The organism is Myxococcales bacterium (genome assembly GCA_016712525.1).
Classification (GTDB): domain Bacteria; phylum Myxococcota_A; class Polyangia; order Polyangiales; family Polyangiaceae; genus JAAFHV01.
The window spans coordinates 1,412,618-1,437,221 of the sequence record JADJQX010000007.1 but is presented as its reverse complement, the minus strand read 5'-3'; the positions used below and the strand labels follow the sequence as shown (position 1 = coordinate 1,437,221).

Here is a 24,604-nt window from a genome sequence, read left to right as displayed (position 1 = left end):
GTCAGCCGTGGGTCGGCGCGCGCCTTCGCGATGCGACGTACCGCGAGAGGATGTCGGGGGTCGAGAGGAGCACGGCGCGGAGGCGCTCTTCGAAGAGCTCGCGGACGATGCCGGGGCCGACGTCGACGAGCACGGCGTACGTGACCAGGGACCGCGGCCCCTCGGCGTCGTCCGGGAGGGGGTCGACGTGGAAGTAACCCCACGCGTCGCGGATGTCGTGCGGGCGGCGCGCGTCGAGCCAGAAGCGAACGTCCCTCCTCCAGGCCTCGTGCCTCACGCGGAGCGTGTATTTGGCGTCGATGAGGGCGTTGCCTTGGCGGAGCTCGACGAGCTGGTCGAGGCCCTCTTCGGCGACGAGCGACGCCTTCTTCGTGCGAGGCAGCACGTTCGCGTAGGAGCTCACGTCCTCGAAGAGGGCCTGCAGGTCGGACACCGAGGCCCGCACGACCGCGTAGGTGATGCCGCCCACGTAGCGCCGGTCGTCGTTGTCGATCGTGACGGGGCGGGCGACCGTCTCGCCGCGGGCGAGCCGCTCGTTCTCGGCGGAGGTCAGCGTGTCGGCGTGCGCACTGCCTCCGCTCGTGAGGCAGGCGCCGACCACCATGGCCGCGACCACGAAGAGTGGGCGACGAGTGGCTCTCGAGACGGCAGGTTCACGCACGGCCCGAAAGGTAGCCGCCCGAAAGGGCCGAGCGCAAGGCTTCGGGCCCCGAAGAGCGACGCCTCAGCCTACGAGGATGCGGACGCGAGGCCCCGTCTCGATGCGGAGCTCGGCGCCGGACTCGTGGAGGTCTCCGTCGATCATGTAGGCGATGCGCTCCCCGCGCCGCGCCTCGATCGTGGCCGCCGGCACGACGGCCTCGAACGTCGCCCCTTCGGCCATGGGGCGACCCTGCAGGATTCGCGGCAGGTTTCGGACGAACCGCGCAGGGCTCGCGGTGATCCCGAGCATGTGAAAACACCCGGGCTTTTCGGCATAGCGGTAGAACGGCTTAAAATTTAGGCCGATTTGGTCGATGGTGCCACCGGCCGTCGACAGGTAGTCGCGGTCCTCCCAGCTCGAGCCGTCGTCGAACACGACGCGCCCGCGGAACGGCGCGCACATGCGCTTCACCATCTCGCCGCCGACGAGCGTGCTGCCGACGCCCCGGAGCAGGGTCTTCGCGGCGATCACGGGATCGGGGGGGCCGCCGGCGTAGTACTCCGCGAGGAAGCCTCGGACCGCGCCCGTGCCGAACAGAAACCCGTAGTGCTCGCCGATCCGGGCGACGTGCCGCTCGACGTTCTCGAGGGGGCGCGCGCCGCGGACCACGTAGCGGCGAAGGAGCTTGGAGAGGAGCCCCTCGGGTTTGCCCCGCGAGACGCCGCAGGAGTTCGCCACGGTGTTCATGGTGCCGCCGCGGAGGAAGGCGATCTGCGGGAGCGCGTTGCCCCCGTAGACGTCGATGAACCCGGTCAGCGTGACGTGGTTCGTGCCGTCGCCCCCGCTGATGCCGAGCACGTCGATGTCGAGGCGCTTGAAGTCTTCGGCGATGCGGTAGAGGTCGTCGAGGGAGCGCGCCTCGCGGACGACCCCGTGGTCCCCCAACGTCGACGCGAGGCGCCGGGCGGCCTTCGGGTCTTTCAGGTTCTTCCGACTGCGGGGGTTCAGGACGATGCCGATGCCTGCCATGCGAGCCATGGTTTCCCCCGAAGGGATCGATTGGTCAAGGAAGGGGCGCCGGCGAGGGTTCCCTTTCTCGGGCTCGTGCGTATGGTCATGCCCGTGAAACCCACGACCCGCGAAGAAGCCGAGCGCCTCGTCGAGACCCACGCCATCATGGCCCGCGCCGACGATTTGGCCGTGCTCTCGCTCCGCGGGAAAGACCGCCTCACGTGGCTCGGGGGGCTCGTCACCCAGGACGTGAGCAAGCTCGCCGCGGGGGCGTCGGCTTTTACCTTTCTATGCGAAAAGAAAGGGAAAATCGTCGCCGACATGCACGTGCTCGTGCGCCCCGAAGAGACGCTCCTCGTGCTCGCGGCCGAAGCCCGGGACAAGGTGCACGAGACCCTCGAGCACCACCTCATCATGGAGGACGTCGAGATCGCCCACGACGTCCGGCCCGTCTTCCGGGTGTACGGTCCGAAGGCGGCCGAGGTCGCGTCGGGGCTCGGGGGAGGCGTATGGCCCAAGGCGCCGGCGCGGGTGCCGGTCGCCCACGTGCTCGGCCTCGAGGACGTCGATACGTTCGCCGAGCGCGTGGCCGAGGTCATGCGAGAGACGGGGGCCGCCATGGTCGACCCCACCATCGAGGCCGAGCTCCGCGTCACGCTCGGTGTCCCGCGGTTCGGGCTCGACTTCGGCCCGACCGACTACCCCCAGGAGACCGGCCTCCACGGGTCGGGCGTCTCGTTCTCGAAGGGCTGCTACCTCGGCCAAGAGGTGCTCTACATGCTCGAGCACCGCGGCCACGCGAAGCGCTCGCTCGTGAGGCTGGAGGGGCAGGGGGACATGACCCGCGGGGACAAGGTGAGCGACGCAGGCGTCGAGGTCGGCGAGGTCACCTCGGTGGCGCGAAAGGGCGACCGTGTGCACGCGCTCGCATCGATCAAGACGTCGGCCTTCGGCGAAGGAAAGCGGCTCACCGCGGGCTCGGGCGAGGTCGTGGCGCACGCGCTCTACGAGAGTTGATGCTCTCTAAAGCTGAACGATTACCGATGGTTAGGTTCGCCGTTCGAGCTTGAAGCGGCGGCCCGGGGCCCCGTCGTCGGGGAGCTCTGAGACCTTGAGCATCGCCAGCGCGAGCTCCTTGATGCGGCCGTCCTTGCCGAGGCGGACGTGGAGGCGGTCGCCGTCGCTCTGGACGACCTCGCACGCGCCGAACGCGAAGTGCTCGACCCTGTCGCCGGCGTCGGGGAAGACCGCGTCGACCTCGTCGACCCGCGCGCGGGCAGGGCGAGGGGGAATGGCGGCGCCGAGGCTCGGGGCCGAGCCGCGCGCGGGGGGAACGTCGCGGGTGAGCTCGGCGATGACGGGCGCGGACGACGGGCTCGAAGGGGGGAGGGCGGGCTCGGAGTGGTGCGACGGCACCCGCGGGGCGAGCGAAGGCTCGGGCACGAGGGCGAGCGCTTCGGCCTCTTCGGTCAGCACGCAGACGATGGTGGTCGTGGACGTGAGCGCCGCGATGACCTCGCCCGCGACGAGGCGTGTTCCGAGGGCGTCGGCGTGGCTCACGAGGCCGACCAGCGGGCCCTCGCACGGGCCCTCGAGCGACACGAGGAGCGCGTCGCCGTCGAGCGTGAGGGCCTCGTGCCCGGAGCGGCGGACCTCGACCGCCGAGAGGTTCCCCGAGGCGCGAAACCAGGAGCGCCCGGCCTTTCCGAGGTCGCGCGCCGCCGCGACGAGATCGGAGCCCGCGGCGATCGTGACGAGGCGCACGCTCACGGCCGCGCCTCGTTGCCCTTCTCGTGGTCGCAGCCGTCGCGAGGCTCACCGCGCGCGGGCTCGTGGGGGCATGGGTCGAGCCGGTCGAGGATGCCGTCGCCGTCGGAGTCGCGGCCACGCGGGGCGTACGTGACACCCAGGACGAAGCGGAACCGAGGAACGGTGGCCGTGTCTTGGGTGAGCCCGCCGCCGCCGCCGAAGAAGAGGGTGAAATCGCCGGAAGGGAGCGGCGCCGAGCGGGCGGAGAGCATCCACTCGGCGGGGAAAATGTAGCGGCCGTTCGGCGTGGAGACGAGCCCGGAAGCCGAGCGGGTCACGTCGGCCTGTTCGGCCAGGTTCGCGAGCGCGCGCGCTTCGAGACCGAACGACAAGAGCTCCCGCGGGAGCACGTCGACGCCGACGCCGACGGCCGTGAGGAGCTGCGTGCCGATGCGGGCCCCGAGCATGTCGGTCGTCGGCCGGATACGTGCGCCCACCTCCGCCCCGACCACGACGCGACCTATGCGGTAGTCTCCGGCGAGCGAAGGGAGGAAGACCGCCGTGCGCTCGCTCGCGAGCTCGGCCTTGTCGCCGATGGGGGCGCTCGTCCCGAGGCGCAGCGTGAGGGCGTAGGCGTTCCCGGGCCCGCCGCGCTTCTGGGAGGTCTCGAGGTCCGTGCGCTCACGGGGCACGATGGCGAGGGCCAGCCCGAAACGAAAATCGCGGATCGCTGTAAACTTTAAGCCGGACCCGCCCGAGAGGGCCGAGAGCCCGTCGCCGCTCTGGCCGAGCGTGATCGGCAAGGCCGCGTCGAACGCGAGGCGCTGGGTGATGCCGTACTGCCAGAGGAAGTTCGCGGTGACCTGGTTGTCGACGGCGTAGCTGTCGGTCCCGGTGGCGCCGGGGCCCGGGGAGGCCGTGCGGAGCACCAACGGGCGCGACTGGTAGCTCGTGACGACGCCGATCGCGAGATCTCCGGGGTTCGTCGTCTCGGTGGCGGAGACGTGCGCGAAGCGGGACGGCCCAGGGGAAGACCAGAGCGCGTCGCTGTTCACGCACGGGCTCGCCGAGCCGGTGCAGGTCGCTTGGGCCCGCGCGCTCCCGGCGTACGCGGCGACGAGGAGGCCGGCGGTGAGCGCGGCGAGCGAAGGCGTGGAGGTCAGCCGCGATCGAGCGGCCGGGCCGAAACTCATGATTCCGTACCCTAATTCAGGCCCACGCTTTCGGGAACAGGAACGTCGGCGGCGCCTTCGCGGGGCGCGCCCGAGCTCGACCGTCGCGTGCCCGTTGACACCGCGCCGGCATTCCGCGCATACCGGCGGCCATGCGCTCCCCGGCCGAGGGTTTTCCATGTTCCGTCGAGCATCCGCTCGTCCTCGGGAGCGGCTCGCCGCGCCGTCGTGAGCTGCTCGACGCGGCCCGCGTGCCGCACGTCGTGCACAAGGCCGAGGTCGACGAGTCTCTGCTCGAAGGGGAGGACGCCGACGCGTATCTGGAGAGGATCGCGCGGGCCAAGCTGCTCGCCGTGGCCGCCGCGCTCCCCGCCGAGCTCCGCGCGCGAGCGTCGTGCCTGCTCGTCGCCGACACGTCGGTCGTGCTCGACGGCGCGGTGCTCGGCAAACCTTCCGACGTCGCCGACGCCGAGCGCCTCGTCGGTCGGCTCGCGGGGCGCGGGCACGAGGTGCGCACCCGGTTCGTGCTCGGGGCGCCATCCGGCGCGGTCCTCCACGAGGAGACCGTGACGACCGAGGTCCGCTTCCGGGACCTCCGGCCCGCCGAGGTCCGCGCGTACGCCGCGACCGGAGAGGGCCTCGATAAGGCAGGCGCTTACGCCATCCAGGGCCAAGGTGCGGCGCTGGTCACGGCGATCCGAGGGTCGTACACGAACGTGGTCGGGCTGCCGGTCGCCGAGGTGATCGAGGCGCTCGGTCGGCTCGGGCTGCTCTAGTGCGAAGGCGTCGCGGCGTTGCGGGGGGCGCGGAGTGACGTCGCGACGGCGCTCCCTCGGGGGGTACGCGCCCGCCCTCGCGGTGGCCGCTCTCGCTCGTCGTGAGGCTCGTCGTCCTCGTGTGGGCGCGAGGCCACTTCCCCGCGGCGGCCGACGGCGTCTACTACCACACCTTCGCGGGGAGGCTCGCGCGCGGCCTCGGCTACACGTGGGCGTGGCCTGACGGCGTCGTGACCTACGCCGCGCACTACCCGGTGGGTTACCCCGCGCTGCTCGCGCCCGCCTACGCGCTCTTCGGAGAGAGCGTCGACGTGGCCATCGGGGTGAACGTCGTGCTCGGCGTCGTGATGTCCGTCGCGATGCACACGCTGCTCGCGCAGGCCGTGTCCCGTCGTCGCGCGCTCGTCGGAGGTCTGCTCGTCGCCGCACATCCGGCCCTCGTGCCGTACGCCGTCGCGCTCATGACCGAGGGGGCGACGGTCGCGCTCGTGACCCTCGCGTTCGCCCTCGGCGTGTCGGCGGCCGCGCCTCGGGGCCCGCTCGGACGACGTGGGCTCGCGGCTCCGGCCTACGTGCTCGCGGGGCTCGTGCTGGGCGTGGCGGTGCTCGTGAGGCCCCAGTGCCTCGTCCTCGCGCCGGTGTGCGGGGCGCTCTTCGTCGGCAGGCGAGCGGGGCTCGCGCGGCGGCTCGGCTCGGCGGTCGCGATCACGGCCCTCGTGTTTGGCACCGTCGCCCCGTGGACGGCGCGGAACTGCGCGCGCATGAAGAGCTGCGCCCTCGTGAGCGTGAACGGCGGGTGGAACCTGCTCATCGGCGAGCAGACCCAGACCGGCGCGTGGGAGGCCGTGAAGGTCCCCGAGCCGTGCCTCACCGTGTGGGACGAGGCGAAAAAAGACAAATGTTTCGGGGATGTAGCTCGCGCCAACATCGCGTCTGCGCCGGGCTCGTGGCTGGCGCGTACCCCCCAAAAGCTGGCGGTCACCTTCGACTATTTCGGCGGCGCGCCGTGGTACCTCCACCAATCGAGCCCGGCGCGCTTTCCCTACGACGCGAAGGTCGCGCTCGGCACGGTCGAGACCGTGTTCTCCCGCCTCGCGTTGGTCGGGGCGCTCGTCGCGCTCGGCCTCCGCCGTGGCCCTCGTCGCCGCGCGCGGGGGCTGCTCGCCGCGGTGCTCGTCGCGGTCGCGCTCTCGCGTCACGCGTGGCCCGCGTACCTCGGTCTCGTGGTCATGGGGCTCCTGCTCGGGCCGCGCGCGCTCGCGCGAGGGCCTTTGCTCGTGCCGCTCTCGCTCGCCATGGTGGCGTCGACGGCGCTCCTTCATGCGGTCTTTTTCGGGGCCGGGCGTTACGGGCTCGTCGTCGCGCCGTTCGTGTGCGCGCTCTCCGTCCTGCCTCGGCGCTCGGCGCCTCGCTAGCAGCCCGTTGATTTTCTCCCATCGGCCGCTCGCCGCCGCATCCCGACCGCCTTCGTTGCGATCCTGCGGTGCGTCCTCACCTACAAAAGTAGGCTCCGGGCGCTCCTCGGATCGCGCCTCGGCGGGTCGGGCGCGGACGTCAAACGGCCTCGGTCCGAAAATCAACGGGCTGCTAAGACACGAAAGGCCTCCTTTTTAGGGGAGGCCTCTCGCGGTTCGGGTTCGACGTAAGCCGAGTTCTGTTCCCGAGTCAGGTCGCCCCGACCCGGGTGACGATCATTCTTCTAGGCCGACCGTTGCCGGCCGGCTCGAGCAGCCTACCCACGGGCTCGGGCGAGTCACCCTTATCGTGAGGCTCGCGCCACACGAATGCCCGCCTATGCGGCCTTGCTCCCGATGGGGTCTGCCATGCCGAGCGCGTTGCCGTGCTCGCGGTGGGCTCTTACCCCGCCGTTTCACCCTTACCTACGGGCACTTACGTGCGCGCGGGCGGTCTCTTCTCTGTTGCACTCTCCTTGGCGTCTCCGCCACCGGGCGTTACCCGGCATCGTACTCTGTGGAGCTCGGACTTTCCTCCCGCGAGGCTCGATCGCCCCGGACCTTTCGGCCGAGGGATATCGAGGTCGCCGGCGATCGTCCGTCGCGCCCGAACGCGCGAACCATGGGTCCTCGAGGGGCGGTTTCGCAAGGGAAAAAGCGCGCCTCAGCCGCCGACCTCGTTCCGGAGCGCGTCGACCAGCGCCTTTCGTCGCTCGGCGTCGAGCGGGCCGTCGGCCGAGAGCAGGACCTTGCCCGAGCGCCCCACGAGCACGACGGTGCTCCGCCCGGGTCGAACGCCGAGCGCGCGCCCTGCGCTGCCGTCCCAGTCGCAGTAGATCGTCGTGCCCGCCTTCTTCGACTCGGAGCGGATGGCGTCGCGGACGAACCCCTTCGCGGGCCAGAACGAATAACTCGCGACGTCGGCGATGGGGACGAGCGCGACCTTGTTCCGGTACGCATCGCCGCGGGCGAGGCGCGAGAGCTCGTCCTTGAGGGCCTGGTTCTGCGTGTTCGTCTCTTTGGATTCGTAGATGACGAGCGTGGGGCGACCGTTGATCGAGCGCAGGTCGAACGGCTTGTCGTCGGCGTCGTGCACGACGAGCGCAGGCCGCGCCTCGCCCATCGAAGGGAGCGCGACCGCGTTGCTGGACAAGGCGGCGATGACGGTCAGGGCGAGACCCGTTGTGGCAAGACGATGGCGCATGACGACCTCCTGCGACCTTTCGATGCCGCAAGCCCAGCCTCGTCGCGCTACGCTCCGGCTCTCGGATCATCGGAGAGCTACGTGGAACGAACGACGGCGCGAGCCCGAACCCTCGAAGAGCCTCGCCGGTCATGATCGCGGCGCAGAAATGGCCCCTCTTCGAGCGTTGGTTCGTCGGTCACGCACGGAAGCGCCTCGAGGCGACGTTCCACGCGATGAACGTGCGAGGGCTCGCGGAGACACGTGAGCTCGCCGCGCGCCACCCGATCTTGGTCGTCTCGAACCACACGGCGTGGCCCGATCCGCTCGTCGTGCTCGTGCTCGGGAGGCTCCTCTCGGTCGACGCCTACGCCATGATGGATGCGAAGAACCTCGCGCGGCTCGCTTTCTTCAAGAGGGTGGGGGCGTTCGGTGTGGATCGAACGGATCCTCGCGACGGGGCCGCGGCCGTGCGCTACGCGCGAGGTCTGCTCGACCGGCCTGGCCGCGCCGTGTGGATATTTCCCCAAGGGGAGACAAGACCCGTGACCGAGCCGCTCGTGCTCCTCGGAGGCGCTGCGCGTGTCGCGCGGCTCGTACCGGAGGCGCGGGTCGTGCCGATGGGGGTCCGGTACGAGCACGCGGACGACGAGCGACCCTCGATCTGGGTGTCGCTCGGCGGCGCCATTCCGACGGTGCGCACGAGCTTCGCCGACGTCACCGAGTCGCATCGCGCGGGCATCGCTCACGAGCTCGGCGTGATCGAAGAGCGTGTTCGGGCGCGCGCGCGCGGCGCGGATTTCGACGCGGTGTTCGAGCGGGCCCCCTCGAGGCTCGGAGGTCTCGCCGAACGCGCGCTTTCTTGGCTGGCCGGGTGAGCGCGCGCCCGGGTCGCGTGCTAAGCCGAGCGGCCTCGTGAAGCTCCCCGACGTTCGCTCCCTCCGCTCCATCCTGCGGCTCGCCGCACCCCTCGCGTTCACCACGTGGGCGTGTAGCTCGGTCGACGCGCCGGCTCCGGCCGCCGACGCGGGCGCGACGGACGTCGACGCCGAGGTGCCGGTCGACGCCGAGGTGCCGGTCGACGCGCCCCCCGACGTCGATCCCCTCGCCGACGCGACGGCCCCCGAGGGTGGCAGCGAGGGGTGCCTCAAGCCCGCGAAGGCCGGGGTGTTCGAGGGCCTCGCGATCGACGTGCTCGGTGCATCTCGCACGTACACGCTCAGCGTGCCGGTCGGATACGACCCTCGAAAGGCCTACCGCCTGGTCTTCGGGTTCCACTCGGGGGGGCGCACCGGCGCATCGGCCCGGCCCTACTTCGACCTCGAGGGGCGCTCGGGCGGCGCGGCGATCTTCGTCTACCCCGATGGCGTCCGCGGCAACTGGGACCTCAACACGGCCTACGCCGACAACCGCGACGTCGCCCTCTTCGACGCCCTCGTGGCCTCGCTCCGCGGCGCCTACTGCCTCGACAAGGCCCGGACGTTCGCGATGGGGACGAGCAACGGCGCTTATTTCGTCAATCAGCTCGCGTGCGCGCGAGGTAACGTGCTGAAGGGGATCGCCTCCCACGCCGGAGGCGGCCCCTACATGCTGAACGGCGGCACCTACGACGAGAAGGGCCAGCTCCGGTGCCCCACGCCCCCGGTCGCGGCGGCCATTTTTCACGGCCTCGCGGACACGAACGTGAGCCCGACCGAGGGCGACAAGGCCATCGCCCATTGGTCGCACTGGAACGGTTGCCAGGCGGCGCGGAGCCCGGTGTCGCCCGCTCCGTGCGAGGCGCCGAGCGGGTGTGCGAGCCCCGTGCTCGTCTGCAAAGTGCCCGACCAGGGCCACGCGATTTGGGGCCCCGGCCGCCAAGCGACCTGGGACTTTTTCGCGAAGCTCTGACGCTCGCCGGAGTCGCCAAGCGCGATCGGACGCCGCCACAAAACGAAAGAAGGAGCCGTTCGAGGCTCCCTCTTCGAGTGACGGCGGGGCGTCGGCTCAGAACGAGACGGACGAGCCGCAGCCGCAGCTGCCCTTGACGTTGGGGTTGTTGAACTTGAAGCCGGCCCCGTGCGCACCTTCGACGTAGTCGATCTCGGTCTCGTCGAGGTACTGGTAGCTGAGCGGGTCGACGTAGAGCTTCACCCCGAGGCTCTCGAACGACTCGTCCATGTCGGTGATCGCGTCCTCGAAGTAGAGGTCGTACGAGAAGCCCGCACACCCGCCGCCCACGACACGCAGGCGCAGGCCTTGGCCCTCGAGGTTCTCGGCCTTGGCGATTTCGCGGACCTTGTCGGCCGCACGTTCGGTCACGGTGATCATGCACGCATCATAGCGCCCGACGCCGCCGTTTCAATGGGGGAAGTGGCAACATGCACGACGTCGGCACGGACGAGCTCGCCTTCGATGCACGAGGCTCGTCCTTATTCGCCCGCGACCTTCACCACCGTACCGCTCTCACAGGCGACGTAGAACGCGCCGGCCTCGGCGGGAGAGAGCCCCGGGTGCGACGCGACCCGCGCTCCGCCGCGCGCGCAGGCCGACTCGCCCAGCGTGGAGACGCCGGAGTCGCGTGAGGCCACTCCGACGACGCCCTCGGGGGTCACGAACGCCACGGTGCCTTGCGCGTCGATCAACACCCCGGCGTGGGGAGGGATCACGACCGGAGGCGTGCCGCCATCCGGGAGGAGGGTCGGGGTCGTGGGGGGAGCCGTTCCGATCGCGATGCGTGTCTCGGTCGAGGAGCGATCCAAGAGCACGAGGTACGACACCCCGAACGTCGAGCCGAGGAGCGCCGTGCCCGTGGGCCCGAGCGCGACGGGGCCGAGATAGAGGCTCCCGGGGGCCGCGGACGCCCGCGTGCTCACCGCGGATCTCCCGAGCTCGACCTCGGTGATCTGGTTCTGGTCGGTGACGGCGACGAGGCGCCCTCCGTCGTCGAGGGCCATCGGTCCGTCGATAGGGGCACGGAAGCTCCCGACGCGCACGACCTCGCCGCCCGGCGACCACGCGAGCACCGCACCACTGCGCCCGGCTCCGACCACGCGGCCACCGTGGCTCAAGAGCGCGCCCACGAGCGGCTCGGGGGCCTGAGCGCGCGCCCGAATGCCTCCGTCGGCGTCGAAGAGGGCGAGGTCCGCGCCTGCGGCCGCCACGAAGCCCCCGTCGGCGAGAGGGAGAGGGGAGACCTTGCCCGCGCCGGACGGGCCGAGGCGCACCCCGAAGCGCTTGGATTTGCCCTGGGCGCCGACGACCTCCCCGGCCGCGGAGACGAACACGGTGGTGCCGTCGGCCAAGAGCGCCGCGGGGCCCGGCGCGGAGACGCCCGTGGCCGCGCGTGTGCGCTCGTCGCCGTCGGGCCCGAGGGTGACCACGTCGCCGCGGGCTCCGACGACGACGACCCGGCCGTCCTCGACGAGCACCGGGCCCTCGACGGGGGCGCCGGTCGCCTTCTTCCAGGCGACGTGGATGCGCCTTTTTGGTAGTGAATTCGGAGATTTACCGTTTCGGCGAGGGCCGACCCTGCCCACCGGGGAGGGCCCGCCCGGCGATCCGACGACGACCGATTTCGGGGCCCTCGGATCGAACCCATCCGCGAGGGCGAGCACGCTCACGCCGAGCCCCGCGGCGACGAGCCCCCCGATGACGAGCGCCGACGACCGGCGGCTCACTTCGGTTTCCTTTCGACGAACGCGGCGTCGACCTCGGGCACGGTCTTGCCGTCGGCGGTGACCGTCTTCGTGACGACACCGAACGCCTTCACGACCTGCCCCTTCGCGAGCGTCTCGGGGCCGCCGTAGAGGACGCGGACGAGACACGCCTGAGCCTTGCAGCTCCGCCGATTGTCGACCACGGCGATGGTGAGCCCGTTGACGATGCGCGCGTCCACGATCTCGCCTTCGACGATGGTGGGCTTTCCTACGCTCTCGGGTCGCGTGAGGGCCTCCATCGGGACCGTCGGCTTGGCCTCCCACGCTCGGCCCTCGGCCTCGAGGGACGCGACGCGCGTGACCACCACGACGGCCCTTCGCGACGCGAAGCCCGCGATGCTCGCGACCACCGGGACCTCGTTTTTTCCGGTCTCCGCGCACGGGCTCTCGGCCGAGAACTCTCCGCGCGACCCGAGCGTCACGTCGCGACCCGACACCGTGATCTTGCCGCCGACGACCGTTTGCCCCGTGAGCTTGCAGGGGCCGGAGGCGATGACCGCGTTCGCCCCGGGCGCGTCGAGGTGGAGGGGAACGATGCGGACGCGGACCGGCAGCGAGCCGCTCTCGGCGGCGCTACCTCCGGGCAACGTGACCTTGAAGGGCACCGTACGCTCGATCACCTTGGACTCGTCGGCCGTGCCGATCGCCGCGTCGCCGATCGGGAAGGGCACGTCGGCTTTGCCGCCCGCGAGCGCGACCGCCTTCCCGTCGATCTCCACGGTCGCGCCGGGCACGGCCTCGACCTTGACCGAGAACGCGGGCGCCTCGGCCGAGAGCGCCGAGAGGTCGGCACGCACGCGGTACGAGACGGGCACCGAGAGCTTCACGGTCTCGTCTCGACCGCCGGCGGGCCTGTCGATGGCGACCTGGAACTCGTTCGCGCCGAGCGCGAGCGGCTCCGCGAGGGGGACGACGGCCTCTCCGCCCTTCACCTCGACCGACGCGGCGCGCAGGGTGAGCTTGGTGCCGTCGGGACACGAGGGGCACTTCACGGCGAGCGCTTCTTTGCCGGCCTCGTCGACGCGCCCCTGCGCGGTGAGCGGGGCCGCGGACTTCATCGTGAAGAAGAGCACGCCGCCACCCACCGCGAGGACGAACGCGACCGCGCCGACGACGGGCGCCATCGGGATCCCGCGCTTTTTCTGGAGCTCCGGTGCCTCGGGGAGGGCCTCGCGCGGGGGTGGGGCCGGCGCCGGGAGAATGTCGGGCACCCGGAATTGCGCCGTGAGCACGCCGGGCGCGAGCATGTCCGGCGGGAGCGCGGCGTTCGGCGGCGCGACGTTCGGCGGGCCGGAGACGCCGAGCAGCGTGCGGCCGCTGCTGCGTGCCGCGACAGCTGGGCTCGCGGCTTGCTGTGGCGCCGCGCCCGCGGGGGAGGGGGCCACGCCGGGCATCGCCACTCCGAGCAGCGTCCCCATGGGCTTTTTCTCGGGGGTCGGGGCCGGGCCTTCGGGGGCGATCCCCGGCATCGCGACACCCAACATCGTCCGCTGCCGCGGGGGCTCTTGGGCCTGTGCAGGCGCGGTTCCCGAAGGCGCGGGCATGGGCGCGGCTCCGAGCCCCGACGGCGCGGGCATGCCGAGCGCCGTCTTCATGGCGGGCTTTCGCTCGGCGGGCTCGGACATCGCCGCGAGCACGTCCGGGTCGGGGCTCCAGTCCGTGCGCGTGGGCGCCTCGTTGAGGAACCCCTCGGCGAGCGGAGACGGCGCGGGCGCGGCCGGCGCTGCGGCGACGGTCGCGGGCTCGGAGCTCTGTCCGCACCTACCGCAGAACCGAGCTACGTCGGGGATGATGTGCCCGCAGTGGGGGCAGCTTCGCGTCGCCATGCGCGGGACTAGCGTACCTTCATCTGCCGGAAGCCCCAAGATCTCTCGCGAGGTCGCGCGAGAAGGCGAACGCGAGCCCGTGCGGGAGGACCGAACGGGCCCGGGCGTGCTCCCTTCAGAACTTGAGGGTCGCGTTCACGTTGAGCATGCCGATCTGCGAGTTGTACTTTCCGTCGGCGCCTGGCGAGCGCGAGGGGACGACGTTCTTCGCGTAGGCGCTCTCGCCGATGTTGTTCACCGGCATGAAGAAGATGTGGTTGTAGCTTGCAGCGATCGCGAGGCTCTTGGACACGTCGTACTTCGCGCCGAGGGCGGCGTAGATGCGGAACGAGTCGATGGTGCTCGCGTCGATCGTGGCCTTGGGCACGGCGGGCGTCGTGAAGCCGAGGCTGCCGAAGACCTCGATGTCGGGGTTCACGAAGTACGAGGGCCCGAGGCGCGCGCCGATCGCGTCTTGCCAGTCGCGCTTCAAGTTGAGGACGATGTCGGAGCTGTCTTGCGTCGTCGGCGCGCCGCCGGTGCGCGCGTCGATGTTGCAGTTGCGGCCCTCGAGCACGACGCACTGGCGATCGAAGACGCTCCAGCGCACGTACTCGAAGTCGCCCTTGACCTCCCACTTCTCGTTGATGCGGTAGGCCGCGCCGAAGCGGATGATGTCGGGGTAGCTCTGGAGAAAGTCGATCTTCTGCGTGTCGCCGCCGGCGCTCGCGGCCGTGCCGAGCTGCTGGGTGAGCTCGCCGTTCATGCGCGTCTGGCCGAAGCCGGGAGGCGCGGTGTACGAGAGGCCGAGCTTCAGCTTGCGGTGGAGCGCGCGGGGCTCGAAGTAGATGCCGCCCGAGGCCGTCATGTTGAGGGTGTTGGCGGTGAGGTAGCTGCGGCCCTCGGCGATGCGGCCCGTGGCGTCGACCGTCTTGTCGCTGTCGTCGACGTTGCGGGCGCGGACCGTGGAGACCGTGTGGTACACGCCGGACACGTTGGCGCCGATCGAGAGGTCGAGGGGCTCGATCGTGTACGAGGCCGCGAGCGTTGCGTGCATCGCGAGGATGGTGCCCGAGATGTTGTGCCAGCGCTGCGGGCCGTTCACGGAGCCGGGAACGCCCGGGGTCTCGTCCTTCTTGTCCCACACGGCCATGCCGCCGTACGGGATGTAGAACGCGCCGCCGAGGCGGAAGCTCTTGGTGCCGAGGTCGCTCGTGGCGCCGATGTAGGGGAGCGCGAGCAGGTTGAGGAGCGTGCCCTTGCCGGTGTTCGACTGGACGTAGGCGCCGTTCTGCAGGGCCTGGCCGCTCGGATCTTGCGGGGAGAGGGCCGTCGTGTCGCGGAGGTAGCTCGCCTGGCGGAGCACGATCGAGAGATCGACCGTGACGTTCGTGCCCTTGGTGCCGCCCATGGCGGCCGGGTTGAAGTACACCGCGTAGGTGTTGGGCGACGCGGGCGTGCCGTGATCGCCGCCGAAGCGGGCCGTCAGGTAGCCGGAGGCCGACGCGTCGCCCTCGGCGGCGAGGAGACCGAGCACGGCGGCCGTGGCGGCGAGCGAGCCGCGGGCGAGGCGCGAGCGAGAGAAGCCAGTGGAAATGCGGCGCGCGATTTGACCCAAAACCATGTTCGGAACCTAACACGAAACAAATTCGTGCTACATGAAACCGTCATGAAACCGAGGGCGATCGGGCTTGGGCTTTTGCTTGTGGGCATCGGCGTGGGCGTGGCGTGTATCCCGCACCCCAAGGAAGACTTCGAAGACTTCCTCGCGCGCACCGAGGACGCTCGAGCTCCGCTCCCGAAGGAAGACTCGGGTCCGATCGACTCGTCGGCCCCGACCGAGGTCATCGAAGGGCTTTATTTCGGCTCTTGCCTCTCGGGGCTCTCGCTCGGCGATCTCGCCAAGGTGCTGCGTTTCTACACCGAGGTGAAGTTCACGCCGGACCCTTCGGGTGGCAAGCTCAACATCAAGTTCTCGCCGATGAAGGGCGTCGACCTCTCGAGCGGTAATCCTGTTCCCACGCCGCCCTCGGGCATGAACAAGGACCAGCTCTTCGGCGCGCCGTTCGGCGCCGACAACGCGCCGGTCTCGCCTGCGGGGCGGTTCAAGGTGGTGTTCCCCGAGGTCACGCTCGATCCGAACACGAACCCGATCTCGGGTCGCCCCATCAAGATCCAGAACGTGACGTTCGAGGGCGTCTTCTCGGCCTCGGCGCCGGCCCCGGTCGACGCAGGCCCGACGCCCACGCCCGACGCGGGCGCAGGCGACGACGGCGGCGACGGCGGCGACTCGGGGGTGACGCCCACGCCGGTCGACGCCAGCACCCCCACCGCGCCCGGCGGCCGCCCGCGCTTCTGCGCGACGCTCGGTGGCTTCGTCGTCGAGCCCATCCGTCAGCCGCTCGACTCGAGCACCGACTTCTGTGTCTTCGTGCCGGTGAAGCCGGGCGACGCGATCCCCGAGATCAAGCGCGAAGAGTACAAGTGCGCGCTGCCGTGAGGTAGCTTTCGCGAGGCGAGGGGAAGCCCGGCGGCCCGGAGGGGCGCCGGGCTTTTTCGTGGGTGAAACGGGTCCGTGCACTCTGCACGCGATAGCGTGCAGAGTGCACGTAGTGGGGTGATGTGGGTGCGTGTACTGCGCACGCGATAGCGTGCGGAGTGCACGGAGTGGGGCATCGCCGGCGATGGCCGGAGGCATCGCCGGTGATGGCTTTCGTGGGTGACGTGGGTGCGTGTACTGCGCACGCGATAGCGTGCGGAGTACACGTAGTGGGGTGACGTGGGGAGTGGGTGACGTGGGTGCGTGTACTGCGCACGCGATAGCGTGCGGAGTACACGGAGTGGGGCATTGCCGGCGATGGCCGGAGGCATCGCCGGTAATGGTTTTCGTGGGTGACGTGGGGAGTGGGTGACGTGGGGAGTGGGTGACGTGGGGAATGGGTGACCGGACAAAAAGGCGAACGGCGCGCCCCGTGAGGGGTGCGCCGTTCGACGGGTCAGCCGCGTGTCACTGGGTGAGCGGCGGGACGACCGGGTTGGTCGGGAACGCGAGGAAGTGGAGCTTCCGGTTCGCGGGGGCGGCCGGGTCCGTGAGGACGGCGAGAGAGCCTTCGCCAACGAGGACGAAGACGTTCCCCTTGCCGAGCGCGACGGGCTCTTTGCCCGCCGTCGCCGCGATCGCCGAGGCGAAGCTGTAGGGCGGAATCGGCGCCTGCGGGTTGACCGTGAGCGCGTCGGCCGTGAGGCTGACGCCTGCGAGCTTGACGAGGGGCGTGATGGGGGCGTCGTACGCGACAGGGGCAGCCGTCGAGAAGGCCTTGAAGGCCGCCGCGTCCGCGCCGCCGTCCACCGCGCCACCCGGGAGCACACCCGGATTGGCCGGCGCCGCGCCGGTCGTGGCATGGATGAACTGGGCGCCGAGCTCCGTTGCGCCGACCGCACCGCGGTCGACCTTTTGGACCTTGAGCTTGAGGTTGCCCGTCGCGCTCGCGTAGGTGGCGCCGCACTTGTCCGCCACCATCTGGGCGGTAACACCAGCCTGTTCGGCGTAGCCAGGCGCGCATCCTTGGACCGTCACGACAAACGTTGCGTCGGGCGTGAACGTTCCGGGCTCGATAACGCCCACGCGGAGGAAGTCGACGCCCTCGACGAGGTTGGTCCCGCCATCGGTCGGGACCGCAGCATCGCCGTCGAGACCCTTGCCAAAAAGATCACCGCAGGGGGTGTTGTTGAACTTGGTGCGCGCCGCGTCGTCGGGAAGGCTCGCGGCCTTGGCCGCGAGTCGCTGAACGCTGAGCGCGAAGCCTTCGAGACGCGTGGTCGAGAAGTCCGTGCGCGCGGGGAGGACGCCGCCGGTGCCGGGAAGAAGCGCGGGAACTGGCACCGGTGCTGCTGCAACGTTCGGGAGAGCGGGGACGGGAAGGAACGGGTTGTTTCCGACCGGCCCAGCCTTCAGACAGAGTCGGACACCGCCCGCAAGCGGAGCGAGCGGACCAGGGCCGTTTTCGAAGCTCGCCCCCATCCAGTTGCCCGCGTGCACGAAGATGATCTTCTGCGACTCCGGCACCGGGGGAACGAACGTGTCCGGAACGGACGAGTCCGGGACCGAGCCCGTCGAGGTGGGGATGGTGGTCGTCGTCGCCGTGTCCGTGCCCGCGTCGAGCGGGGTCACGTCGTCGTCGCCGCAGCCCTGCAGGACCGTGCCGGCGCCGAGGCCCGAAAGGATGATTCCGGCCATTCCGAGTCGAAGCCAATTGTTCTTTTGCATCGCGGTTTTCTCCTCAAGTCTTCGAAGAGCCATTTCCGCGCCGCGCGCGGCTCCCCAAGTGCGCCTCACTCTATGCGGCCTGCACGAATCCCGCAATACGACACCCTGATCGCGACGTGCGCAAAACGTTGTGACGCGCCGCGCAAGTGCCACGATTTTGCCGAGATCCGCCGGATACGGCAGAAGGGGGCATGCGCCTTTCGACGCGTCTTCTCATTTCTGTGGGGTTCCTCGGCGGCATGCTCGCATGCTCCAAAGGTGGCTCCTCCGCCTCGAACAGCCCCGACCAGGTCCCCGATGTGGCCGCCCCGGCCTCCTCGTCGCCCGACGCGTCTTTCGATGGGGCGTCCGCCACCTCGCCGTCCTCGCGCCCGAGCGAAGGGCCGCGCAACGTCCTCCTGCTCTCGATCGACTCGCTCCGCGCCGACATGCCCTGGGCCGGCTACCCCCGCGCCATCGCCCCGCGCCTCACGGCGTTCGAGAAACAAAGTGTAAGTTACACTCATGCGTACGCCATCTCGTCGTACACCTCGATGAGCCTCGGCGGCCTCCTCGCCGGGCGCTACCCTCACGAGCTCCAGCGCGACGGCTTCTTTTTCGGGAAATACGCGGCCCAGAACGACATGTTCCCCGAGCGCCTCGCGGCGGCCGGCGTCGCCACCGTCGGGGCCCACGCGCACGGCTACTTCCAGAACGCCGGCTTCGAACAGGGCTTCGCCGACTGGCGCATCGTCCCGAACCTGAAGTGGAACGCGCAGCAGGACGACAACGTCACGAGCCCCGAGCTCGAGGCGCTCTTCGAGGAGGGGCTCTCCGCGGCCGCCAAGAAGGGCCGCTTCTTCGCCTGGGTGCACTTCCTCGATCCGCACGATCTCTACATCGGCCACGAGAAGGACGGCATCGAGCCCTTCGGCAAGACCCTCCGCGACAAGTACGACGCCGAGGTGCTCTTTACCGACAAATACGTGGGAAAATTGCTCGATTTCGTCGACGCGCAGCCCTTCGGCAAGGACACGATCGTCATCGTCACCGCCGACCACGGCGAGGCGTTCGGCGAGCACAAGCAGTTTCGCCACGGCTTCGAGATCTGGGAGAACCTCGTGCGCGTCCCGCTCATGGTGCGTATCCCGGGCAACGCCCCGCGGCACGTCGACACCCCGCGCGGCGCCATCGATCTCGCGCCCACCATCCTCGAGGCGCTCGGCGTCGAGGGCCCGAAGGGGCTCCCGGGGCAGAGCCTCCTCCCCGAGGTGAAGGGAAAAGATGCCCCTCCGCGCCCCGTGGTCGTGGACCTGCCCGCGACGAGCAACAACGACCGCCGCCGCGCCGTCGTGAGCGGCAAGTGGAAGATGACCTCGTACGGCCAGGGCCAGCTCTACTTCAAGCTCTTCGATCTCGATGCCGATCCGGGCGAAGAGCGCCCCATCACCAAGGGGGAGGACTTCGAGCGGATGCGTGCGGTCTACAAGGAAGTGACCTCGAGCATCAAGGACGTCATGCCCACCTCGTGTGGCCAAGGGTGCCTCGAGGGGACGAAGTAGGCGGCCGCGCGCTCAGGGAGCCACGAACACGTCTTTTCGCTTCCGCGCCAGCGCGAGCACCGAGACAGGATCGGACCCCACGGGCAACCCGACCGCTTCGCGGAGAGAGGCCTCGTGCGCCCGGACGAAAGGGTTCGTCCTCCGCTCGTCGTCGATGGTCGTGGGGATGGTCGGCTCCCCTCGCGCGCGAAGGCCACGGGCACGCTCGAGCGCGGTCGCGACGTCGCCCGACGCGGGCTCGAGCGTGGCCGCGAAGACGAGGTTCGACACCGTGTACTCGTGTCCGGGATACACGCGCGTCTCGGGGGGCAGCGCCGCGAGCTTGGTCAGCGACGCGTGCATGTCCGCGGGGGTCCCCTCGAAGAGGCGGCCGCATCCCCCCGCGAACATCGTGTCGCCCGTGAGCACGCACGGCGCCTCTCCGTCGGCTTCGCAGAAGAAGGCGAGGGCCGACCGGGTGTGCCCGGGGACGTGCATCGCCGTCACGCGAATCGCGCCGAGCGTGAAGACGTCTCGGTCGGCGAGCGGATGGGTGACCCCTTCGATCCGCGGATCCGCGAAGGCACGCACGCACGGCACGGCGAAGGTGTCCCTCACGCCCTCGAGGCCTCCGACGTGGTCGCCGTGGTGATGGGTCGCCCAGATCTCCACGAGCCGTCGGCCCGCCGGGGCGAGCGCCTCGATCGCCGCGCGTGTGTCGTCGAGCGTCGACGGATCGACGATGGCCGCCTGGCCGGTGACCTCACAAATCACGAGATAGGCGTAGTTGTCGGACAGACACGGGACGGGGAGGACACGCATGGACGCAGAGTACCCGAGTGGGGAGCCGCGTCACCCCGAGGTTCATCGCTCGGGCCCGGCGCCGCTTCGGGCCTCGTCGACGTGCTCTTGCACCGCCCTCCGCTCGCGCTCGAAGAAGGGGCGTACGATCGCTCGGAGCCTCGGGTCGACGAAGGTATGCGCCGACCTCGTCACCGTGGGCGCGAAGCCGCGGACGCGTTTGTGCTCTCCTCCGGCGCCGGGCTCGAAGACGCGGAGACCCTCACGCACGACCTCGTCGATGCCGTGGTAAAAACACACGTTGAAGTGCAAGAACGGGAGGTCGACGTGGGTGCCCCAATAGCGACCGTAGAGGACGCCCCCTCCCTTGACGTTGAAGGCGCTCGCGACGACGCGGTCGCGGCCGTCCTCGCGTCGCGTCGCCACGACCCACGCCAGATGGTCCGCGAACCGCTCGGCCACGAGCTCGAAGAAGCGGACGTTCAAGTACCTTCGCCCGTACACGAACTTGTCGACCGTCGTCAGGTAGAGGGCGTGCATCTCCCGTGCGAGCGCGCGGTCGATGCGCTCACGAGGCACGGTCTCGATGCGGACGCCGTCCCGGGCGGGCTGCGCGCGCTCGCGGCGAATCTGCGTGCGCTTCTTCGACGGCAGGGTGGCGAGCACGTCGTCGAACGAACGGTACCCTCGGTTCTCGAAGTGGAACTGCACGCCGAGGCGCTCGTCGTAGCCGGCGTCGAGGAGCGAGGGCATCTCGCTCTCGCGGGGGAAGAGCACGTGCGCGCCCGACATCCCGATCTCGCGGGCGAGCTCCGAAGCCGCCGAGGCCACGACACGGGTCGCCTCCTCCCGGGAGAACCCCGGACGCACGAGGACGCGCTCCCCGGTGGCCGGAGTGAAGGGCACCGCGAGGACGAGCTTCGGGTAGTAGTCGAGCCCCATGCGGTGGGCCACGTCGGCGATGCTCCAGTCGAAGACGAACTCGCCCTCGCTGTGGAGCTTCACGTACGCCGGGGCGGCGGCCACGAGCTCGGGACCGCGGTAGAGCGCGAGCGGGCGGGGGACCCACCCCGAGCTCTCACGCACCGCGCCGCTCTCTTCGAGGCACGCGAGCCAGTCCCAGGCCATGAAAGGCGACGATGTGGGAGAGAGTAACCCGTTCCAGTCGGCGCCCGTCACGTCCGTCACGGACTCGAGGACCTTGAGCGTGAGCGGCGTGTCGGACATCGGTAGGGCGATCCCTTACCGAGCGTGAGATGTCATGGCGAGGGCGAGGGTTGCCGAGGCGATCGCCACGACCACGACCGCCGCCACCATGAGCCAACGTGGGACGGAGCCGTCGGAGCGCGGAGGGGCGGCCGCGACCTTCCCGATGTCGGCCCACGCTTGGAGCTCGGCCGCGTCGATCCCGCCCGCCTCGGTCGCGTCGACGAGGCTCGCCGCGCGCCTTCGCGCCACGGGGATGTCGACCTGTCCGGCGACGGCGACCCGCGCGACCTCGCCTTGCGAGAGCCGCTCTTTGAACGCCACGAGGCTGTCCGACGGGAGCACGGCCGTGAAGCGCGCGTCGCCCCTCGGGAGGAGCCGCGCGTGGGACTCTTCCGCCGCACGCAGGACGACGTCGGTGTGCGTGCCCGCGTCGATCGCCATGACGACCACCGAGTGCTGGGCCGTCTCTCCTTCGGCGACCCGCGCGCGGCAATCGACACAACGCGCGACGTGCCCGAGCGCGTCGCCGAGGTCGTCGCTGAGGTCGCCGCCCCGAAGCAGCGCGAGCACCGGCTCGTCGGCGTGGTGGTCTTTGACCTCGGGGTCCTTGGCGATCCGGGCGAGCTCCACGAGGAGCTCTCGCAGCCGCTCGTCCGACGTGGACGGAGACCCCGAGCTCACCGTCCGCAGCTCGCGCGCCACGGCGAGCCCCCGGTCGAAGCTCGCCCTCGCCTCGTCGGCCGCGCGGGTGATGGCGAGCCCTGCGCCCTCGACCCCTCGGTCGTCTTCGACGACGAGCGCGAAGATCAAGGCGTCGTGCGGCCGCAGCCCCGCGAGCACGGCGTCGAGGCGCGCACGCGCGTCGATGGCTTCCGCGGTGGGGGCCTCTGGCGGGAACGGGAGCTCGGCGTCGACCCGCTTGATGTCGCTCGAGACGGCGTCGAGGTCGTCCCCCGCGGTGACCTGTGCGAGCAGGGTTCGGCGCCTGCGAGCGCGCGAGAGCGCCACGGGGACACACTTCCGGAGGTACGCGTTCGGCGACGCGATGCTCCCGAGCTCCACGCCGGAGGACTCGAGGTCCTCGAGGAGACGCACGAGCTCGGCGGTCACGTCCTCCGCGGGGAGGGGCGGCCCCCGATCGTCGGTCGCGAGCTTGGTGCTCGCGCGCGCGTGTTTGACGAGGAGCGCCTGGTGCAGCTCGACGAACTCGGAGGCGGAGAGGTGCCCCATCAGGAGACCGTTGGCCTGTCGTCCCGGACGAGGACGAAATAAGCGTCCATCATTTTTCCGCCCTTTTCGGCGCGACCGATCGACACGTGACTCGAGATCCCGCGCATGTAGTCGACCATGCCCTCGTAGACGAGGAAGCCGAGCTTCTTCGAGTTGGGGATGATCTCCGGCCACGTCGAGACCTTGGCCTTCGGCGTCTTCCGGTAGTCGATCACGAGCTCGCCGTCCTTCTCGTAGGCGACGTAGTAGCCCGGGCCGGTGAGGCCTCGCGTCGAGCCCTCGTTGTACCCGTAGAGAACGCCCTCTTCGTCCTCCGGGCGGCAGAAGCGCTTCTGAAAGTCGTTGAAGAGCGGAAGAGTGTTGCGGCCGTCGTGGATGACCTCGGTGAGGTTCGGGACCCCGTCGGGGACGAAGTCCGCCAACGTGAGCGGCTTGTGGCCCTTGACCGCTTCGAAGAGCTCGGCCTGACGCGCGAGGCCCCAGCCGCGCACGGTGTGCAAACGGCCCTCGTGCCCCATTCCGTCGAGGATTTCGGCGAGTCGAGGGAGGTCGATCTTGGGCTCGAGCAGCACGGTGAGATCCATTCCCGTCGCATAGCACAGGGCACGCGTGGAGGGGCGTAGGCGGCCGATTTCCCGCGATGCCGCGCAGGTGTAAAGTTCCGTGCACGGTGGAACGCTTCGATCGATCGTTCTTCGCGCGTGACGCGCGTCGTGTGGCCCGGGGCCTTCTCGGCGCTCGCCTCGTCCACACGACAGCCGACGGAGACCTCGTCGGGATCGTGGTCGAGACCGAGGCGTACCGTGGCCCCGACGACCGCGCCTGCCACGCGCGTTTCGGCCGCACCGAAGCGCGAAAGCACCTCTTTGCTCGCCCCGGCACGGCGTATCTGTTCCGTGTGTACGGCATGCACCTCTGCTTCAACGTGACGTGCCTCGCGGAGGGGGCCGGGCACGCCGTGCTCATCCGCGGGGTGGAGGTTTCGGGAGGGCGCGGGAGCGGCCCCGGGCTCGTGACGCGCGCGCTCCGACTCGAGGCGGAGCACGGGGGCACCGACCTCGTCTCGGACGAAGCGCTCCACTTCGGCAGGGGAAAGAGGCCAGAAGGCCGCGTGGTCGTCACCCCGAGGGTGGGGGTTGCTTACGCCGGAGAGGACGCCGACGCCCCGCTTCGTTTCTTCGTCGAAGGGAGCCCGGGGGTGTCGCGTCCCCCCAGAGCGTCCCTGGGGAGGGGCCGTGGGGCGTGAAGCGCGGGCGGAATCGTCCGCTCGGGACGGTGTTTTTGGCGCGTTCCGCCCGGCGCGGGTAAGCTCCGCCGCATGAAGCGTCTCTCCGCCTCCGCCGTCGCGCTCGTCTTCCTCGCTTCCGCCCATGTGGCGAGCGCCCATACCGTGATGTCGAGCCCGCCAGCGCGCGATTTCGGCAAGGCGGGCGCCGACGCTCACAAGACGGGGCCCTGCGGGGGCGTGGCACGCACCGCCAACTACACGCAGTACCAAGCGGGTCAGCAGGTCACCGTCGAGTTCACCGAGACCATCGACCACCGCGGCTGTTTCCAGGTCCTCTTCTCCGAGGCGAACGATCAGAACTTCCAGATCCTCGCGCAGGTCGACGACCCCTCGGGTGACGTGACCCCGAAGAAGCGCACGATGACGGTCACCCTGCCGGCCGGGAAGACGTGCACGGCCTGCACGCTCTCGGTGCGTCAGCTCATGATCAACCGCGCGTGCGGGGCGAACCAGCAGTCGATCAACGCGGGTGACACGTACTTCACCTGCGCCGACATCTGCGTGGGCACGAACTGCCCGCCTCAGTCGGACGCCGGCGCGCCCACGGACGCTTCGGTCCCCCCGAGCGACGCCGGTCACTCCCATGACGCCGCGCCGCAGCCGACACCGTCGCCCACGCCGTCCGCGACGGGCACGCCCTCCGGCACGCCGACTCCGTCGCCCACGCCGCTCGAGCCGACCGACGAGAGCGGTGGCTGTTCGGTCGGTGTCGGGGCGGCGGGCTCCTCCGGGCTCGCGATCGTGGCCCTCGGAGCCGCGCTCCTGGGCGCCCGCCGCAGGCGCCGCGCGTCGTAAAAA

Annotated in this window: 23 protein-coding genes and 1 other RNA gene; 9 read left to right on the top strand and 15 right to left on the bottom strand. The window is 70.3% G+C overall.

Annotated elements, in window-relative coordinates; translation table 11 throughout:
- Position 1: 1 nt before the first annotated feature.
- A complete protein-coding gene (locus tag IPK71_23215; protein MBK8216649.1) occupies positions 2-661 on the bottom strand; it encodes a hypothetical protein in 660 nt (219 codons plus the stop codon).
- A gap of 63 nt (positions 662-724) precedes the next feature.
- Entirely contained in the window at positions 725-1,672 is a 948-nt protein-coding gene (locus tag IPK71_23210; GenBank protein ID MBK8216648.1) for a sphingosine kinase, read from the bottom strand.
- A 93-nt stretch (positions 1,673-1,765) separates the two neighbouring features.
- Here IPK71_23210 and IPK71_23205 point away from each other — a divergent pair, with 93 nt between their 5' ends.
- On the top strand, positions 1,766-2,671 hold the full coding sequence (locus tag IPK71_23205; GenBank protein ID MBK8216647.1) for a hypothetical protein: 906 nt from the start codon (positions 1,766-1,768) through the stop codon (positions 2,669-2,671).
- 30 nt (positions 2,672-2,701) lie between these two features.
- Here the strand turns inward: IPK71_23205 and IPK71_23200 are convergent, their stop codons facing one another.
- Positions 2,702-3,424 (bottom strand): hypothetical protein, encoded by a 723-nt coding sequence (locus tag IPK71_23200; protein ID MBK8216646.1) that lies wholly within the window; start codon positions 3,422-3,424, stop codon positions 2,702-2,704.
- The gene (locus IPK71_23195; GenBank protein ID MBK8216645.1) at positions 3,421-4,596 is read right to left on the bottom strand and encodes a hypothetical protein; all 1,176 of its coding nucleotides are present in this window, start codon (positions 4,594-4,596) and stop codon (positions 3,421-3,423) included. Before IPK71_23195 ends, IPK71_23200 begins: the two co-directional genes overlap by 4 nt.
- Before the next feature lie 131 nt (positions 4,597-4,727).
- Between IPK71_23195 and maf the strand changes: the two genes are divergently transcribed.
- Both maf and IPK71_23185 read left to right on the top strand, forming a co-directional pair.
- Complete coding sequence (maf, locus tag IPK71_23190; protein ID MBK8216644.1) at positions 4,728-5,351, top strand: septum formation protein Maf; 624 nt, start codon at positions 4,728-4,730, stop codon at positions 5,349-5,351.
- Positions 5,352-5,452: 101 nt separating this feature from the next.
- Positions 5,453-6,766 (top strand): glycosyltransferase family 39 protein, encoded by a 1,314-nt coding sequence (locus IPK71_23185; GenBank protein ID MBK8216643.1) that lies wholly within the window; start codon positions 5,453-5,455, stop codon positions 6,764-6,766.
- A 213-nt stretch (positions 6,767-6,979) separates the two neighbouring features.
- Here IPK71_23185 and rnpB read toward each other — a convergent pair.
- Together rnpB and IPK71_23175 are read right to left on the bottom strand one after the other, a co-directional pair.
- Positions 6,980-7,415, bottom strand: an RNA gene (gene rnpB, locus IPK71_23180) — RNase P RNA component class A.
- Between the two features lie 54 nt (positions 7,416-7,469).
- The gene (locus IPK71_23175; protein ID MBK8216642.1) at positions 7,470-8,009 is read right to left on the bottom strand and encodes a hypothetical protein; all 540 of its coding nucleotides are present in this window, start codon (positions 8,007-8,009) and stop codon (positions 7,470-7,472) included.
- Positions 8,010-8,140: 131 nt separating this feature from the next.
- Here IPK71_23175 and IPK71_23170 point away from each other — a divergent pair, with 131 nt between their 5' ends.
- Complete coding sequence (locus tag IPK71_23170; protein ID MBK8216641.1) at positions 8,141-8,866, top strand: lysophospholipid acyltransferase family protein; 726 nt, start codon at positions 8,141-8,143, stop codon at positions 8,864-8,866.
- A gap of 37 nt (positions 8,867-8,903) precedes the next feature.
- Positions 8,904-9,878: a hypothetical protein gene (locus IPK71_23165; protein MBK8216640.1), complete on the top strand. Its 975-nt coding sequence runs from the start codon at positions 8,904-8,906 to the stop codon at positions 9,876-9,878.
- 96 nt (positions 9,879-9,974) lie between these two features.
- Here the strand turns inward: IPK71_23165 and IPK71_23160 are convergent, their stop codons facing one another.
- From IPK71_23160 to IPK71_23145, 4 genes are all read right to left on the bottom strand, one after another.
- Complete coding sequence (locus tag IPK71_23160; protein MBK8216639.1) at positions 9,975-10,298, bottom strand: iron-sulfur cluster assembly accessory protein; 324 nt, start codon at positions 10,296-10,298, stop codon at positions 9,975-9,977.
- A 101-nt stretch (positions 10,299-10,399) separates the two neighbouring features.
- Positions 10,400-11,647 (bottom strand): hypothetical protein, encoded by a 1,248-nt coding sequence (locus IPK71_23155; protein ID MBK8216638.1) that lies wholly within the window; start codon positions 11,645-11,647, stop codon positions 10,400-10,402.
- The gene (locus IPK71_23150; protein MBK8216637.1) at positions 11,644-13,512 is read right to left on the bottom strand and encodes a zinc-ribbon domain-containing protein; all 1,869 of its coding nucleotides are present in this window, start codon (positions 13,510-13,512) and stop codon (positions 11,644-11,646) included. The genes IPK71_23155 and IPK71_23150 overlap by 4 nt, the downstream gene beginning before the upstream one ends.
- A gap of 115 nt (positions 13,513-13,627) precedes the next feature.
- Positions 13,628-15,115, bottom strand: coding sequence for an outer membrane protein transport protein (locus IPK71_23145; GenBank protein MBK8216636.1), 1,488 nt, complete (start codon positions 15,113-15,115; stop codon positions 13,628-13,630).
- 45 nt (positions 15,116-15,160) lie between these two features.
- Between IPK71_23145 and IPK71_23140 the strand changes: the two genes are divergently transcribed.
- Positions 15,161-15,991 carry a hypothetical protein gene (locus IPK71_23140; protein ID MBK8216635.1) on the top strand — a complete coding sequence of 277 codons (831 nt, stop codon included), beginning with the start codon at positions 15,161-15,163 and terminating at the stop codon, positions 15,989-15,991.
- Between the two features lie 507 nt (positions 15,992-16,498).
- Here IPK71_23140 and IPK71_23135 read toward each other — a convergent pair.
- Positions 16,499-17,758: a hypothetical protein gene (locus IPK71_23135; GenBank protein ID MBK8216634.1), complete on the bottom strand. Its 1,260-nt coding sequence runs from the start codon at positions 17,756-17,758 to the stop codon at positions 16,499-16,501.
- Positions 17,759-17,949: 191 nt separating this feature from the next.
- Here IPK71_23135 and IPK71_23130 point away from each other — a divergent pair, with 191 nt between their 5' ends.
- A complete protein-coding gene (locus tag IPK71_23130; GenBank protein ID MBK8216633.1) occupies positions 17,950-19,299 on the top strand; it encodes a sulfatase in 1,350 nt (449 codons plus the stop codon).
- A gap of 12 nt (positions 19,300-19,311) precedes the next feature.
- Here the strand turns inward: IPK71_23130 and gloB are convergent, their stop codons facing one another.
- The 4 genes from gloB to IPK71_23110 are packed head-to-tail and all read right to left on the bottom strand — an operon-like array spanning position 19,312 to position 23,102.
- Positions 19,312-20,100, bottom strand: a complete 789-nt coding sequence (gene gloB / locus IPK71_23125; protein MBK8216632.1) for a hydroxyacylglutathione hydrolase — start codon at positions 20,098-20,100, stop codon at positions 19,312-19,314.
- A 42-nt stretch (positions 20,101-20,142) separates the two neighbouring features.
- Complete coding sequence (locus IPK71_23120; protein MBK8216631.1) at positions 20,143-21,306, bottom strand: GNAT family N-acetyltransferase; 1,164 nt, start codon at positions 21,304-21,306, stop codon at positions 20,143-20,145.
- Positions 21,307-21,321: 15 nt separating this feature from the next.
- Positions 21,322-22,518: a hypothetical protein gene (locus tag IPK71_23115; GenBank protein ID MBK8216630.1), complete on the bottom strand. Its 1,197-nt coding sequence runs from the start codon at positions 22,516-22,518 to the stop codon at positions 21,322-21,324.
- Positions 22,518-23,102, bottom strand: a complete 585-nt coding sequence (locus IPK71_23110) for a hypothetical protein (protein MBK8216629.1) — start codon at positions 23,100-23,102, stop codon at positions 22,518-22,520. The genes IPK71_23115 and IPK71_23110 overlap by 1 nt, the downstream gene beginning before the upstream one ends.
- 86 nt (positions 23,103-23,188) lie before the next feature.
- Here IPK71_23110 and IPK71_23105 point away from each other — a divergent pair, with 86 nt between their 5' ends.
- On the top strand, positions 23,189-23,764 hold the full coding sequence (locus IPK71_23105; protein MBK8216628.1) for a DNA-3-methyladenine glycosylase: 576 nt from the start codon (positions 23,189-23,191) through the stop codon (positions 23,762-23,764).
- 72 nt (positions 23,765-23,836) lie between these two features.
- On the top strand, positions 23,837-24,601 hold the full coding sequence (locus IPK71_23100; protein MBK8216627.1) for a lytic polysaccharide monooxygenase: 765 nt from the start codon (positions 23,837-23,839) through the stop codon (positions 24,599-24,601).
- Positions 24,602-24,604 lie beyond the last annotated feature (3 nt).

Bases quoted from the DNA above. Each gene is read 5' to 3' on its own strand.
- IPK71_23210 (MBK8216648.1), bottom strand. From the start codon at position 1,672: ATGGCAGGCATCGGCATCGTCCTGAACCCCCGCAGTCGGAAGAACCTG.
- IPK71_23195 (MBK8216645.1), bottom strand. From the start codon at position 4,596: ATGAGTTTCGGCCCGGCCGCTCGATCGCGGCTGACCTCCACGCCTTCG.
- maf (MBK8216644.1), top strand. From the start codon at position 4,728: ATGCGCTCCCCGGCCGAGGGTTTTCCATGTTCCGTCGAGCATCCGCTC.
- IPK71_23175 (MBK8216642.1), bottom strand. From the start codon at position 8,009: ATGCGCCATCGTCTTGCCACAACGGGTCTCGCCCTGACCGTCATCGCC.
- IPK71_23170 (MBK8216641.1), top strand. From the start codon at position 8,141: ATGATCGCGGCGCAGAAATGGCCCCTCTTCGAGCGTTGGTTCGTCGGT.
- IPK71_23160 (MBK8216639.1), bottom strand. From the start codon at position 10,298: ATGATCACCGTGACCGAACGTGCGGCCGACAAGGTCCGCGAAATCGCC.
- IPK71_23150 (MBK8216637.1), bottom strand. From the start codon at position 13,512: ATGGCGACGCGAAGCTGCCCCCACTGCGGGCACATCATCCCCGACGTA.
- IPK71_23145 (MBK8216636.1), bottom strand. From the start codon at position 15,115: ATGGTTTTGGGTCAAATCGCGCGCCGCATTTCCACTGGCTTCTCTCGC.
- IPK71_23140 (MBK8216635.1), top strand. From the start codon at position 15,161: ATGAAACCGAGGGCGATCGGGCTTGGGCTTTTGCTTGTGGGCATCGGC.
- IPK71_23135 (MBK8216634.1), bottom strand. From the start codon at position 17,758: ATGCAAAAGAACAATTGGCTTCGACTCGGAATGGCCGGAATCATCCTT.
- IPK71_23130 (MBK8216633.1), top strand. From the start codon at position 17,950: ATGCGCCTTTCGACGCGTCTTCTCATTTCTGTGGGGTTCCTCGGCGGC.
- gloB (MBK8216632.1), bottom strand. From the start codon at position 20,100: ATGCGTGTCCTCCCCGTCCCGTGTCTGTCCGACAACTACGCCTATCTC.
- IPK71_23120 (MBK8216631.1), bottom strand. From the start codon at position 21,306: ATGTCCGACACGCCGCTCACGCTCAAGGTCCTCGAGTCCGTGACGGAC.
- IPK71_23115 (MBK8216630.1), bottom strand. From the start codon at position 22,518: ATGGGGCACCTCTCCGCCTCCGAGTTCGTCGAGCTGCACCAGGCGCTC.
- IPK71_23110 (MBK8216629.1), bottom strand. From the start codon at position 23,102: ATGGATCTCACCGTGCTGCTCGAGCCCAAGATCGACCTCCCTCGACTC.
- IPK71_23100 (MBK8216627.1), top strand. From the start codon at position 23,837: ATGAAGCGTCTCTCCGCCTCCGCCGTCGCGCTCGTCTTCCTCGCTTCC.